Consider the following 13073-nt stretch of genomic DNA (forward strand, 5'->3'; position numbering starts at 1 on the left):
GGTGGAAGTTATGGTCGCTTCCTCCTGTGGTGCTGGCCTATGTCGCGACGGTGGTTGTTTCGGCGACCCTCGTCACGCTCGCCACCGCATGGCGTACCCCTGCCGAGGCCTTGAACCCGACCTGGTTCCTGCTGCTCGCCGGCGGTGCGGTACTGCACCTGGAAGCGGCACGGGGAATCGAACGGATCCGCGAAATCGGCGCCGAAGGATCACCACACGCCCACATGCAGTCCGTGTGGCTGTTCGCGGGCGTGCTCGTACTACCGATGCCACTGCTCGTGGCGCTGATCGTCGTCAGCTACACGCACTCGTGGTTCCGGGTCTACAAGCGGCGGGCCGTCCTGTTCCGCAAGGTCTTCTCCGCGGCCACTGTCGTCCTGGGCAGTGCCGCGGCGCAACTCGTTCTCGGATGGTTCCCCGACCGCGCCGTCGACGTCGACGGCCCGCTCGGCCTGCTTGCACTGGTTACGGCTGGATTCCTGTACTGGTTCATCAACTACGCGCTGGTCGTCACCGCGATCTACTTCACGAACCGGCAGAACCCCGTCCGCACCGCCCTGGGCAACGCCTCCGACGTGCTCATCGTGCTCGCCTCCGTCGGCCTCGGCTCCGGCGTCGCCATCATCCTCAACTGGCGGCCCTGGCTCACCCCGATGCTGCTGCTCACGGTCCTGGCCCTGCACATGGGCCTGCTGCTGCCCCAGTTCCGCGTCGCCGCCCGCACCGACTCCAAGACCGGCCTGGTCGACGCCACGTTCTGGCACGACGTCGCCGAACGCGAACTGCAACGCGCCCGCCGCCTGACCTCCACTGTCGGCGTCCTGATCATCGACCTCGACCACTTCAAGCTCATCAACGACACCTACGGCCACCTCGCCGGCGACCGCGTGCTGCGCGCCGTCGCCGACGCGCTGAAACACTCCGTGCGCTCCTACGACCTCGTCGGCCGATTCGGCGGCGAGGAGTTCGCCGTCCTGCTGCCCGGCGTCAGCAACGGCGAGGTCCGCGCCGCCGCCGAACGCATCCGCTTCGAGATCGCGAGCCTGCACATCGTCGTGCTCGACCGCCTCGGCGAGAGCCAGGTCGTCGCCGGCCTGACCGCCTCGGTGGGCGCCGCCGTGTACCCCGACACCGCGACCGAGCTCAGCCCCCTGCTGCTCGCCGCCGACGAAGCGCTCTACCAGGCCAAGAGCAACGGCCGCGACCGAGTCGCCACCGCCCAGGTCTTCTAAGCCCCGCCCAGGAACGCCGCGATCCGCGCCGACACCCGCTCCGGGTCCTCCACCCACGGGTAGTGCCCCACACCCTCGTGCACGTACAACGTCACGTCCGGGAACAACTCCGCCAGCTGCACACACCGCCGCACCGGCGAGATCGGGTCCTCCGAGCACGCGTACACCAGCACCGGATGGTCGAAGTCCACCAGCGCCCGCCGCAACACCCCCGGCACGAACGCACCCTCGGCGTTGTAGCCCAGCGCCACCTCGTACTTCCACTGCCCCAGCTCGGCGTTCGCGTGCGCCCGCGCCCGCTCGTCCCACCGCGCGTACAGCAACGGCGACACCGCCACCCGGTTCTCCACCGAGTCGTCCCCCGCCGCGTTGCGCCGAAGCGCCGCCGTCGCCGCCTCGAACCACGGCTGATCCGCCCGCGCCGCCAGGAACACGTCCCAGTCGCTCTGCTCCGGCGACAACCCCACACTGCGCAACGCCGGCGTCAGCAGCACCAGCTTCCCGACACGGTCGGGGAAGTCCGCGGCATACCCCATCGCGATCCCCGCACCGGCGGAATGCCCCAGCACGTCCACCACGTCCAAACCCAGATGCCGGCGCAGCACCTCCACGTCCCGCACCAGCATGTCCCGCCGGTACGTGAACGGATCCGCCGGCTCGTCCGACGCCCCCGTCCCCCGGTTGTCCAGCACCACCAGCCGCCGCGACGCGTCCAGACCGCCCAGCGTCTCCAGGTACTCCGAAGCCCTGCCCGGACCACCCGCCAGGACCACGAGCGGAACCCCCTCACCCATTTCCCGATAGGCGAGTTCGGTGCCGTCGAACGAGGTGAAGCGTGCCATGCTGCACATCATGCCGAAGATCGCCACGGCCGACCTCGTCGACCGGCCGCAGCTGCTCGAGTTCCTCTCCACCCGCCACCACGGCGTCCTCATCACCCGCCGCTCGTCCACCGACGGCGTGCAGGTCTCCCCCGTCGCCTGCGGCGTCGACACCGAGGGCCGCATCGTCATCGCGACCTACCCCCAGCGCGCCAAGGTCCGCAACGCCCGCCGCAACCCCTCCGTCACGATCTGCGTGCTCTCCGACGACTGGAACGACGCCTACGTCCAGATCGACGGCACCGCCGAAGTCCTCGACCTCCCCGACGCACTGGACGACTTCGTCGAGTACTACCGCTGCATCGCAGGCGAACACCCCGACTGGGACGAGTACCGCGCCGCCATGCTCCGCCAGGGCAAGTCCCTCATCCGGATCACCATCGACAGCTGGGGCCCCATCGCCACCGGCGGCTTCCCGCCCGAACTGGACCAGTGACCGCCGCCCAGTGGCGTGACACAGAACGTTGGCGGCGTATCCGCGCTCAGCAGGATCCGTCGCGGCACCTCCCCCACGCCCCCGTACAACCAGTACGAGAGCGTGGGGGAGGCACCACGATACACCCGTCTGACCACGAATACACCGGCAACGTTCTGAGCCGCGCCACTAGGCAGACCACGCCCCGCCCCACCCCGCCGGCTTCTCCAGCAACACGCACGAGCCGCCGCGCGGGCCCTCGATCGACGCGATCAACCCGGTCGGCACGGTCGTGGGCTCCACCAGCACACGACCGTCCAACCCGGACACCCGCGCACACGCCGCCGCGACGTCGTCCACGGCGAAATACGTCTGCCAGCCCTCCGCACGAGACGTCGTCAGACGCCCCGCCACCGCACGCGGCTCACCATGCCGCGCGGACGTGAACAACACGAAGTCCTCAACCCCGGACCTGCTCTCCCAGCCGAGTTCCGAAAGCCAGTACCCGTCCTCGGGTGACCCGGTCATCAACTCCACCCAGCACGGCTCACCATGCCTCGGCGGCGGCGCCCACGGACCGTGCAGCACCCGGCCACCGTCCACAGAGGAACCCGCCCTCAGCTCCCGCGGCTCGTCACCACCGAAGAACACGTGCCAGCCACGTTCTCCCGCAACGACCTGAGCCGCCAGCCGATCACCCACCCAGCCCGAGAACGACCCACCCGGTTCCGCGATCACCGTCCACCCGAGCACACCGGCGAAGAAATCCACCGACAACTCAGGCTCGGCAACACTCAACTCAAGACGACGAAGACCACAAGACGACACGGGCATCCCATCGGGCGGGAATCAGGAGCGGGCACCATCCTCTGCTCCGACCACCTGAGACGACAATGCGCCATTCGGCGGCATGCGCTCCGCACTCACCACGTCACGCAACGGCACCGGCCTGCCCAGGTGGAAACCCTGCCCCACCCGCACCCCGAGCTTGCGCAGAGCGTCCACCTGCGACGGACGCTCCACCCACTCCGCCACCGACGACAACCCCAGCCCGTTCGCGATCTGCACGATCCCTGACACCAGCACCGCGTCCGCGTCGTTGGTCTCGATGCCCTTCACGAACTCACCATCGATCTTGATACCCGTGATCGGCAGATGCTTCAGGTGCACGAACGACCCGAAACCCGAACCGAAGTCGTCCAGCGTGATCCGGCACCCGAAACTGCGCAGCTGCGTCGCCAGCGTCACTGCGGCGTCCAGGTTCGTCACCGCCGCCGTCTCCGTGATCTCCAACCCCAACCGGCCAGGAGCCACCCCCGCCGACCCCAGCTTGTCCAGCACGAAGTTCCCGAAATCCGGGTCCTCCAATGTCCGCCCCGACACGTTCACGTTGAACCGCAACTCCGGATCCGGCTGCGCCACCAACGCGTCGATCGCCGTCGTCAGCACCCACCGGTCCACCTCCAGGATCAGGTTCGACCGCTCCGCCACCGGCAAGAAGTCCGCCGGACCCAGATACGGCTCCTGCCCGTCCTCCAGACGCAGCAACAACTCGTGCCCCAGCGTCCGCCCCGTCGCCAGCTCCACCATCGGCATGCCGTACAACGCCAGACCGCCACCCACCAGCGCCGCCCGCAACCGGTCCAGCACACTGACCCGCTTCACCGTGTCCGCGTAGTGGTTCGGCTCGTACACCGTCACCCGGTCCCGGCCCGCCGCCTTCGACGCGTACAACGCCAGATCCGCGTTCGCCAGCACCAGCTCCCACGAGTCACCCGGCCCGAACTCCGCCAGCCCCGTGCTCACCGTGATCCGCGCCGGCGTCCCGATCCCCGCCAGAGGAAAACCCGCCACCGCGTCCCGCAACCCGTCGGCCACCTCCGACGCGTCCTTCGGCGACGCCCCCGGCAACACCACCGCGAACTCATCACCACCCAGACGAGCGATCAACCTGTCACCCAAACGGGACTGCAACGCACTCGCCAGCATCCGCATCACCCGGTCACCCACCGCATGACCACGCAGATCGTTGACGTCCTTGAAGTTGTCCAGATCCAGCACCAGCAACGCACCAGAACCGTTGTTCGCCAGCTCCTGCTCCAGCGCACGCGTCAACGCCCGGCGATTCGGCAAACCGGTCAACGGATCCTGCTCGGCCATCCGCACGAGCTCGTCATGCACCCGCGACGACTGGGTCACGTCGTGCGCCGTCCCCAACGCCCGCAACGGAGTGCCGTCATCCCCCACGACGACCTCACCGAAGCACTCGAACACCCGCTCCTTGCCGTCCGGCCGCAACATCCGATGCGTGTACGTGAACACCGAACCCGTCTTCAGCGCCGCGTCCAGCGTCTCCTCGATCATCGGCAGATCGTCCGGGTGCACCAGCCGCGAGTACATCTCGAAGTCGAACGCCGTCCCCGCCGCGAACCCGAACATCTCCAGCAACGTGTCCGACCACGTCACCCGGTCCTCGCGGATCGACCACTCCCACGTCCCCATCCGCCCCAGCGCCTGAGCCCGGCGCAACGCGTCCGCCTCCTGCGTCACCGTCAACTCACGATCACGCCACGCCGACACGTCCACGACCTCGTACATCAGGTCGTCACCCAGCCTCGAGCACCGCACCTCGAGCCACTTCGGCCCCGGCACCAGCACTTCCCGCACCGGAGCAGGCACCTCGGGCACCCCCGGCAGCAGCGCCGGCAACGATCGCCCGTACGCCTGCTCGACCGGAACCCCCAGCACAGCGCCCAAGGCGCGGTTGCACCACAACAGGTTCCCGCGCGAATCCGTCACGGCATAGCCGACACCCGCTCGGTCCAGCACCGTGCGGCAGTAGGAGGTCACGCGCGTCATGATCGTCCGATCACCGGACGTAAGCAACCCGCTACGCCGGTCAGTTCGCTGATGTGCGAACGGCTATCTCAGCCGCTCCAAACCCTTCGCCGACTCCACCAGCTCCGCGGCCAGCTTCCTCAGCTCGTCGTTCTCCGCCCCGTCCTGTGCCGCCGTCACCACATCTTCCGCGGCACACCGCAGCTGGAACAACCTGTCCTGCAGATCCGCCAGCTCGGCCGTGCTCAGCACCACCGCGTCCTCCGGCAACCCACCACGCTGCAACGCCGCCCTGCGCTCGTACGCGCGCTGACGACACGGCTGTGCGCAGTACCGCCGCGGCCGGCCGATCCGCCCGCTCCCGGGCAACCGCCTCCCGCACCACGCACAGTGCCTGGGCTCATCCGCCTCCATGGAGCGCTCCATGGCGCGCGACGGTAGCGAATGGTGGTGGGTGGTCTCCAGCGACGCGCCAGAAAGCCCGACCTTCGTAGGGAACCGGACGGTACCCGCAGGGCCGTTCGTGTCGCTTTCGGGTGGGGTTTGATCAACTTCCGTTGTTTTCGCCCGGTCTTCTGCGGGTTTTGATCAGTGGTCTGCGGTGGAACCGGGGGACCGACAGGTCTGACTTCAGGCAACACTGAAACAATAGAGATAAAGAAGAAAGTGTGTCGCCACCCACCGTCCACCCCGAAGCCACCGCCGGAAGGCACACTCCAGCACGTGACACATCCCTACCTCACAGGCCCGCGCCCCCGCGCCTTCGCCCACCGCGGCTGGCACGTCGACGATCTCACCGGCATGGAGAACTCGCTGAGCTCCTTCCGCCGGGCCGTGCAGGAGGGCTACCGCTACATCGAGACCGACGTCCACGCCACCAGCGACGGACAGGTCGTCGTCCACCACGACCACACCCTCGACCGCACCACCGACGCCCAGGGCATCGTCTCCGAACTCCCCTGGACCGAGGTCCAGCACGCCCGCGTCGGCGGCCGCGAACCCATCGCCCGCCTCGCCGACGTCCTCGAAGAACTCCCCGACACGTTCTTCAACATCGACGTCAAGTCCGAGAACGCCGTCGAACCCATCATCAACCTGCTGCGCAAAGCCAAGTCACTGCACCGCGTCTGCCTCGCCAGCTTCTCCGACAACCGCCTCGCCCGCCTGCGCAGGATCGCCGGACCCGAACTGCTCACCTCCATGGGCCCCCGCTCCGCCGGCGCGCTCTGGGCCGCCGGACGCATCCCCCTCGCCGGACTCGCCGTCCGCGGCCAGGTCGCCCAGGTCCCCGTCAGCCAGGGACGCCTGCAGATCGTCGACCGCCGCTTCGTCCAGGCCGCCCACCGCAGGTCGCTCGAGGTCCACGTCTGGACCGTCGACGACGAAGCCGACATGCGCGCCCTGCTCGACCTCGGCGTCGACGGACTCGTCACCGACAGGCCGGACGTCCTGCGCGAAGTTCTCCAGTCGCGCAACAGCTGGTAACAGCTTGGACAGTCGATCATTGGACGTGTCGGCGGACAAGTACAGTCCGCCGACATGAAGGTCAAGGGCGACGACGCCGCCGACGCCAACAACGCCGGGCGCCGCAAGAAAGAACAACGCGGCTGGGTCTGGTACGACGTGGCGAACTCCGTGTTCCCCACGTCCGTGATCACCGTCTTCCTCTCGCTCTACCTCACGAGCATCGCGACCAACGCGGCCAAGGCCGACAGCGCGCTCAACGGGGCCAACCCGTGCGCCAACGACAACGCCTTCGACCGCTGCGACGTCACGATCCTCGGCCTGCAGTTCCCCTCCGGCTCGCTGTGGGGCTACCTGCTCTCCATCGCGACCGTCGTCCAGGTCATCGTGCTGCCCGTCATGGGCGCCATCGCCGACCGGACCCAGAACAAGAAGAAGATGCTCGGCTTCTTCGCCTTCACCGGCTCCGTGGCCACCATCGCGCTCGCGACCGTCGAGGGCACCAACTGGAAGCTCGGCGTCCTCCTCTTCATCATCGCGAACATCTGCTACGGCGCCAGCGTCGTCGTCTACTACGCCTTCCTTCCCGAGATTGCCACACCCGACGAACGCGACGCCGTCTCCAGCCGCGGCTGGGCGTTCGGCTACCTCGGCGGCGGTGTCGCCCTCGCGATCCAGCTCGGCATCACCCTGTCCGCCGACTCCCTCGGCATCTCCTCCGGCGACGCCGCGCGCATCGCGTTCGTCATCTCCGGCATCTGGTGGGCCGCCTTCACGATCATCCCGCTGCGCGCCCTCACCGAGCACCAGCGCCCGCACGGCGGCGAACAGGGCGCCTCGGTCATCTCCGCCGGCTTCAAGGAACTCGGCACGACGTTGAGGCAGGCCAAGGCCTTCCCGCTCACGCTCGCGTTCCTCGGCACCTACCTGATCTACACCGACGGCATCGCCACCGTCGCCAACGTCAGCGCCCAGTACGGCAGCGTCGAGCTCAAGTTCGACCAGCAGACGCTGATCACGGTGATCCTCATCGTGCAGTTCGTGGCGTTCATCGGTGGCGTGCTGCACGGCTTCGTCGCCAAGCGGGTCGGCGCCAAGAAGACGATCCTCGGCTCACTGGTCGTGTGGATCGTCGTGATCACCGCGGCGTTCTTCGTCGAGGCGGGCGACGAGACGTCGTTCTACCTCGTCGCCGCGGGCATCGGCATCGTCCTCGGCGGCACCAACGCCCTGTCGCGCAGCCTGTTCAGCCAGATGGTCCCACCCGGCCGCGAAGCCCAGTACTTCTCGCTCTACGAGGTCGGCGAGCGCTCCACCAGCTGGCTCGGCCCGCTGGTGTTCGCCGGCGTCGGCCAGGCCACCGGCAGCCTGCGGCCCGCCATCCTCGCCCTGATCATCTTCTTCGTCGCAGGCTTCGTCCTGCTGATCTTCGTGCCCGTCCGCCGCGCCATCAAGGCCGTGGGCAACAAAGAACCCGCACTCGTCTAGGTCACCTGCGGCGCCGCTTTCGGGCGGCGCCGCACCGGCAACACCACCGCGAGCACGAGCAGTGCAGCCGGCACGGTCCGCGAGATCACGGCCTCGTCCCACGCGACAGCCAGCAACACCAGCGGAACCAGCTGCAGCAACGCGAACAACGACAACGCCCGCCCGAACACCGCGTCACCCCGCACGAACGCGAAGACGCGCGCTCCCACCGTGATCAGGCCGAGCAACAACAACCCGATCCCGGCCGCAACGCCGCCGACCACCCCGAGCACCACCGCTCCCCCACCCCACCACAGCAACCTGCGTGCAGGCGGGACCGGCGCGTCCCGGTGGAAACCCAGGCACAGACAGGCGAACGTCACCAGTGAAGGCAGCTGGAACACCGTCCACATCAGTGCGGCGGGCCCAGGCTGACCCAGCGCCACCACCGACAGCAACGCCGGCGCCCCCGCCGCCACCTTCGCGAGCGTCCGCCGCCCGCTCAGCAACGCCGGAAAAGCCACGAACGGCGCCAGCTCCAACACACGCCACCAAGCCACACCCGCGGCATACGGCCCACCGAACAGCGTGAAGACCTGCACGACCGCCGACGTCGCGTAGTACAGGCCCAGCAACAACCCGAGCATCCCCAGCGCCCGCACGACCTCGCCGCGCCACACCACCTTCGCCGGCGCACTCGTGAGCGCCGCCCCCGCCGCCAGGTGCGTGCGCACCGCGAGCCCGAGCACCGACCACGTCTCCCCCCACCCCGGCCAGCTGTGCTCCAGGTCGAGGTCGTCGTCCCGCTCGGCCAGGAAGATCCCGACCATCTCCTCCTCGCGGTCCCGCCGGTACCACCGCGGCAACACCTTCAGCAGCGTGCGGTACCGCCGCTCCAGATTCCTCATGCCCGACCCGCCCACGCCTGGACACCCCTCCCCCTCAGCACCGCACTCGCCGCACGCACGTTGGCGCTCAGCCGCGCGACCTCCGCCTGCAACGCCCGCACACCGGAGTCGGTGAGCTTGTAGTAGCGCCGCAGCCTCCCCTGGTGCACCTCTTCGCGGTCGCGCTCGGCGAGACCGTCCGCCACCAGGCGGTCCAGCACGCCGTACAGCGTGCCTACCCGCAGCACCATCCGTCCCTCCGACAGCTGTTCCACCGCCTGCACGATCGCGTAGCCGTGCAACGGCTCCTCCGCCAGCGCGGTGAGCACCAGGAACGTCTGTTCGGACATGATCCGACCACTCATGTCGTTGAATATATCGCGGCGCGAGCTATGTCGGAAAGCGGAGTGGCCAGACGGGTTTGGTTTTAGGCAACACTGAAGTTATCGAGTTGGTCGAGGGAGGTGGTCGACGGCTCGCTCTCGCAGGTGGCAGCCGCAATACGGGCCAGGCCGCTGCCGTCGAGGGCTTGTCGGCGCCGCCGGGGTGGCAGTGGGATTCGGCGGCGCGCCGCCATGCAGCCGCCGCACCAGCGCCCCGTCCGTCAGGAGCCGCCGAGTCACGAATCCGCCCCTCGGCCCACGCACTCCCCTCGGCCAAGCCACCTTGCGATGCGCGGCGCCTTGGCCGAGTCACATCGCTCCCCCGCCTCGACTCCCCCGCGACAACGCGAGGCGGGCCGGCGCCTCTCCCGTCAATGCGTCGTTGCCCCCCACCGCGTCCGCCCCACTCGGCAACAAGCCGAGCCTCAGTCAACACTGAAACTATCGAGTGATCCGAGTCGAGATGATGTTTGGGCCTGCCCCGCAGCGGCTATGTCGTCCCGAAACAGCAGGTCGCACTCGAAACGCCGGCGACAGGAGGGAGGCAGACCGTGGGGATTCCTCATGATCGGGATCCAGGCACTAGGGTGACCCGCCGTGGACGCCCTTCCCGATCCGACAGACGCCCTCTCCGCTGTACCTGTCGCTGGTTCCCGGCGCTCGACGCCGGTGGTCGGGCACCTCAAGTTCTTCTTCGGTCCCATGGACTGCGGCAAGTCGACGCTCGCGCTCCAGATCGACCACAACAACTCGCGCCAGGGTCGGCGCGGGCTGTTGCTGGTGCGGCACGACCGTTCGGGCAAGCCTCAGATCTCCAGCCGCATCGGCATCACCCGCGAGGCCGCGGAGATCAGCGACGACGATCTCCGCCAGATGGTGCGGGCGGAGTGGGCCGAGGGCCGGCGCGTGGACTACCTGATCGTCGACGAGGCGCAGTTCCTGTCGCCCGATCAGGTGGAGCAGCTGGCGGAGCTCGCGGACGACGTCCAGGTCGACGTGTACTGCTTCGGGCTCGCCACGGACTTCCGCGGCGAGATGTTCCCGGGGTCGCAGCGGCTGTTCGAGCTCGCCGACGAGCTGAAGGCGATTCAGGTCGAGGTGCTGTGCTGGTGCGGGGTGCCGGGGCGGTTCAACGCGCGGGTGCGGGCCGGACGAGTGATTCGTGCCGGCGACACGGTTCTGGTCGCCGACACTGCGACGGACACAGAACAGCACCGATCGGGTACAGAGAGCAACGATGTAACCGACGCCACTGAAACTACCGTCCGTTACCAGGTGCTCTGTCGGCGTCACTTTAGGTTGGGCGACCTGGGCCCTGACGTCGCACAAAGTGGTCAGCTTCGGTTGGCCTAGGCGACTACCCACCGGTCCCACTGGGCCATTAGAGTGATGCATGAGCGCAGGAGCTTGATAACGCGTCACGATCCTGTGGCGATCGCATCCATTAGTAGGAAGCCTTCGTTGACGAGTGAACGACGTCACTGTGGGCGACCATGAGAGCGAGCCGGAAACAAACGGAGCAATCCGGGCGTTGCACACGGTGAGCAAGAAGCCTGGGCCCCGGCCCTGAGCCGAGCGAAAGGACACCGCCATGGCCGACCGCGTTTTGCGTGGAAGCCGGCTCGGAGCAGTCAGCTACGAGACCGACCGCAACCACGATCTCGCTCCGCGCCGGGCAGCGCGGTACGCCTGCCCGAAGGGACACGACTTCGAGGTCCCGTTCTCCGACGACGCCGAGTTGCCGCCGACCTGGGAATGCCGTCTCCACGGCACCGAGTCGAAGATCATCGACGGGGTCGAGCCGGAGATCAAGAAGGTCAAGCCGCCGCGTACGCACTGGGACATGCTCCTGGAGCGCCGGTCGATCCCCGAGCTCGAGGAGCTGCTCGACGAGCGCCTCGAAGAGCTTCGCGGACGCCGCACCCGCACGGCCTGATCCACACCAGACGCGTCAAGCCGTCCCGGTCTCCCGCCGGGGCGGCTTTTTGCGCACCTCGCAAGGGCGTCTAGGAGGCCCGTACGGCCCCTGTGATCAATTTCCGGCCCCACCACACGCCCACGGCCGCCAGCACGGCCCAGATCGACAACGCGACGATCGAGCGCGGTGAGCCGAGATCACTCAGGGCGTCGCCCAGCACCGCGGCGAGGATCGTCGAGGGCACCAGCCCGAGCGCCGTGCCGAGTGCGAAGTCCCTGCCGCGCACCGACGTCACGCCCGCGCCGTAGTTCGCGAGGGCGAACGGCAGGATCGGCAACAATCTGATCACGAGCGTCGCCTCGACCCCCCGGCGCTCGAAGACCCGTTCGAGCACCGCCAGCCGTTCCCCGAGCCGGCTCTCGACCGCGTCGCGGCCTAGCTTGCGGGAGATCGTGAACGCGATCATCGCGCCTGCGGTGAACCCCGCGACGGCGAGCGCGCTCCCCCACCCCACGCCGAACAACAGCCCCGCCGCCGTGGCGAGGACCGGTTTCGGGAAGAACACCGCCGTGCCGAGCGCGCACACGGCCACGAACACGACCGGCGCCGCGTGCCCCGCGCGGTCGACCAGGGCGCGGAGCTCCGCGCCGTCGGGCAGGTCCACGAGCTGGGCGGTGATCGCCAGGGCCACGACGAGCAGCACCAACAGGATCAGGCCCGCACGTCGCATCAGACCAACGTACCCGGCAAGCTGGAACGCATGACCGTGCTGCTCCCCTCCGGCGAGACCGTCCCCGCACTCGGCATGGGCACCTGGATGATGGCCGAGGACCCCGGCAGGCGCTCCGCCGAGATCGCCGCGCTGCGGACCGGCCTGGACCTCGGCCTGACCCTGATCGACACGGCCGAGATGTACGGCTCGGGCGCGTCCGAGACGCTCGTGGGCGAAGCCGTCGCGGGCCGGCGCGACGAGGTGTTCCTGGTGTCGAAGGTGCTGCCGTCCCACGCGTCCGCCGCCGCGACCGTGCGCGCGTGCGAGGCGTCGCTGCGCCGTCTCGGCACCGACCGGCTCGACCTGTACCTGCTGCACTGGCGTGGCGCGGTGCCGCTCGCGGAGACCCTGGAGGGGTTCTCGGCGCTGCTGGACACGGGCAAGATCCGGCACTGGGGCGTCAGCAACCTCGACCTGGACGACATGCACGAGCTCACGGCGTTGCCGGGGCGGTGCCAGACCAACCAGATCCTCTACAACCTCACCCGCCGCGGTCCCGAGCACGACCTGCTGCCGTGGCACGCCTCCACCGGCATCCCGGTCATGGCCTACTCCCCCGTCGAGCAGGGCAGGCTGCTGAACTCCACCGCGCTGGCGTCGGTCGCGGCACGGCACGGCGCCACCCCCGCCCAGATCGCGCTCGCCTGGGTGCTGCGACTGCCGCACGTGAACGCGATCCCGAAGGCGGGCTCGCCGGACCACGTCCGGGAGAACGCGCGATCGCTGGAACTTCGGCTGTCCCCTGAGGACCTCGCCGACCTCGACCGCGCCTTCCCTCCTCCTGCTGGGCCTTCGCCGCTCGCCATGCTTTAGTTC

At 68.7% G+C, this 13073-nt stretch carries 14 protein-coding genes; 7 read left to right on the forward strand and 7 right to left on the reverse strand.

Translation table 11 applies throughout. The annotated features are described in order from the left end of the window. Positions 1–29: 29 nt before the first annotated feature. Positions 30–1232: a GGDEF domain-containing protein gene (locus tag SK571_RS37145; RefSeq protein ID WP_319988795.1), complete on the forward strand. Its 1203-nt coding sequence runs from the start codon at positions 30–32 to the stop codon at positions 1230–1232. On the opposite strand, the gene SK571_RS37150 is transcribed toward SK571_RS37145, so the two are convergent. Beyond that, on the reverse strand, positions 1229–2074 hold the full coding sequence (locus SK571_RS37150) for an alpha/beta fold hydrolase (protein WP_319988796.1): 846 nt from the start codon (positions 2072–2074) through the stop codon (positions 1229–1231). The two genes, SK571_RS37145 and SK571_RS37150, sit on opposite strands and share 4 nt — an antisense overlap. A 10-nt stretch (positions 2075–2084) precedes the next feature. Here SK571_RS37150 and SK571_RS37155 point away from each other — a divergent pair, with 10 nt between their 5' ends. Further along, a complete protein-coding gene (locus SK571_RS37155; RefSeq protein ID WP_319988853.1) occupies positions 2085–2549 on the forward strand; it encodes a PPOX class F420-dependent oxidoreductase in 465 nt (154 codons plus the stop codon). A gap of 168 nt (positions 2550–2717) precedes the next feature. Here SK571_RS37155 and SK571_RS37160 read toward each other — a convergent pair whose 3' ends face one another. The 3 genes from SK571_RS37160 to SK571_RS37170 form a co-directional block, all read right to left on the reverse strand. Next, positions 2718–3362 (reverse strand): VOC family protein, encoded by a 645-nt coding sequence (locus SK571_RS37160; RefSeq protein WP_319988797.1) that lies wholly within the window; start codon positions 3360–3362, stop codon positions 2718–2720. Positions 3363–3377: 15 nt separating this feature from the next. Next, entirely contained in the window at positions 3378–5378 is a 2001-nt protein-coding gene (locus tag SK571_RS37165) for a putative bifunctional diguanylate cyclase/phosphodiesterase (RefSeq protein WP_319988798.1), read from the reverse strand. 72 nt (positions 5379–5450) lie between these two features. Continuing rightward, positions 5451–5792: a hypothetical protein gene (locus SK571_RS37170; protein WP_030466128.1), complete on the reverse strand. Its 342-nt coding sequence runs from the start codon at positions 5790–5792 to the stop codon at positions 5451–5453. Positions 5793–6089: 297 nt separating this feature from the next. Here SK571_RS37170 and SK571_RS37175 point away from each other — a divergent pair, with 297 nt between their 5' ends. Together SK571_RS37175 and SK571_RS37180 are read left to right on the forward strand one after the other, a co-directional pair. After that, the gene (locus tag SK571_RS37175; protein WP_319988799.1) at positions 6090–6851 is read left to right on the forward strand and encodes a glycerophosphodiester phosphodiesterase; all 762 of its coding nucleotides are present in this window, start codon (positions 6090–6092) and stop codon (positions 6849–6851) included. A gap of 54 nt (positions 6852–6905) precedes the next feature. Beyond that, positions 6906–8318, forward strand: coding sequence for an MFS transporter (locus SK571_RS37180; RefSeq protein WP_319988800.1), 1413 nt, complete (start codon positions 6906–6908; stop codon positions 8316–8318). On the opposite strand, the gene SK571_RS37185 is transcribed toward SK571_RS37180, so the two are convergent. Next, positions 8315–9205 (reverse strand): hypothetical protein, encoded by an 891-nt coding sequence (locus SK571_RS37185; RefSeq protein ID WP_319988801.1) that lies wholly within the window; start codon positions 9203–9205, stop codon positions 8315–8317. The two genes, SK571_RS37180 and SK571_RS37185, sit on opposite strands and share 4 nt — an antisense overlap. Continuing rightward, a complete protein-coding gene (locus SK571_RS37190; protein ID WP_319988802.1) occupies positions 9202–9549 on the reverse strand; it encodes a PadR family transcriptional regulator in 348 nt (115 codons plus the stop codon). The genes SK571_RS37185 and SK571_RS37190 overlap by 4 nt, the downstream gene beginning before the upstream one ends. Before the next feature lie 615 nt (positions 9550–10164). On the opposite strand from SK571_RS37190, the gene SK571_RS37195 reads away from it, so the two are divergent. Together SK571_RS37195 and SK571_RS37200 are read left to right on the forward strand one after the other, a co-directional pair. Further along, a complete protein-coding gene (locus SK571_RS37195; RefSeq protein WP_319988803.1) occupies positions 10165–10920 on the forward strand; it encodes a thymidine kinase in 756 nt (251 codons plus the stop codon). A gap of 238 nt (positions 10921–11158) precedes the next feature. Continuing rightward, positions 11159–11503, forward strand: a complete 345-nt coding sequence (locus tag SK571_RS37200) for an RNA polymerase-binding protein RbpA (RefSeq protein ID WP_030475310.1) — start codon at positions 11159–11161, stop codon at positions 11501–11503. Positions 11504–11573: 70 nt separating this feature from the next. On the opposite strand, the gene SK571_RS37205 is transcribed toward SK571_RS37200, so the two are convergent. Beyond that, positions 11574–12215 carry a TVP38/TMEM64 family protein gene (locus SK571_RS37205; protein WP_319988804.1) on the reverse strand — a complete coding sequence of 214 codons (642 nt, stop codon included), beginning with the start codon at positions 12213–12215 and terminating at the stop codon, positions 11574–11576. Positions 12216–12245: 30 nt separating this feature from the next. Between SK571_RS37205 and SK571_RS37210 the strand changes: the two genes are divergently transcribed. After that, positions 12246–13070, forward strand: coding sequence for an aldo/keto reductase (locus tag SK571_RS37210; protein WP_319988805.1), 825 nt, complete (start codon positions 12246–12248; stop codon positions 13068–13070). Positions 13071–13073: the final 3 nt, after the last annotated feature.

Origin of the sequence: Lentzea kristufekii (genome assembly GCF_033949925.1) — a bacterium.
In the GTDB taxonomy this organism is placed as follows: domain Bacteria; phylum Actinomycetota; class Actinomycetes; order Mycobacteriales; family Pseudonocardiaceae; genus Lentzea; species Lentzea kristufekii.

Excerpts from the sequence above, each read along its gene's own strand:
- SK571_RS37210 (WP_319988805.1), top strand. The coding sequence starts at position 12,246 with ATGACCGTGCTGCTCCCCTCCGGCGAGACCGTCCCCGCACTCGGCATG.
- SK571_RS37200 (WP_030475310.1), top strand. The coding sequence starts at position 11,159 with ATGGCCGACCGCGTTTTGCGTGGAAGCCGGCTCGGAGCAGTCAGCTAC.
- SK571_RS37150 (WP_319988796.1), bottom strand. The coding sequence starts at position 2,074 with ATGGCACGCTTCACCTCGTTCGACGGCACCGAACTCGCCTATCGGGAA.
- SK571_RS37205 (WP_319988804.1), bottom strand. The coding sequence starts at position 12,215 with ATGCGACGTGCGGGCCTGATCCTGTTGGTGCTGCTCGTCGTGGCCCTG.
- SK571_RS37190 (WP_319988802.1), bottom strand. The coding sequence starts at position 9,549 with ATGAGTGGTCGGATCATGTCCGAACAGACGTTCCTGGTGCTCACCGCG.
- SK571_RS37160 (WP_319988797.1), bottom strand. The coding sequence starts at position 3,362 with ATGCCCGTGTCGTCTTGTGGTCTTCGTCGTCTTGAGTTGAGTGTTGCC.
- SK571_RS37185 (WP_319988801.1), bottom strand. The coding sequence starts at position 9,205 with ATGAGGAATCTGGAGCGGCGGTACCGCACGCTGCTGAAGGTGTTGCCG.
- SK571_RS37170 (WP_030466128.1), bottom strand. The coding sequence starts at position 5,792 with ATGGAGCGCTCCATGGAGGCGGATGAGCCCAGGCACTGTGCGTGGTGC.
- SK571_RS37180 (WP_319988800.1), top strand. The coding sequence starts at position 6,906 with ATGAAGGTCAAGGGCGACGACGCCGCCGACGCCAACAACGCCGGGCGC.
- SK571_RS37155 (WP_319988853.1), top strand. The coding sequence starts at position 2,085 with ATGCCGAAGATCGCCACGGCCGACCTCGTCGACCGGCCGCAGCTGCTC.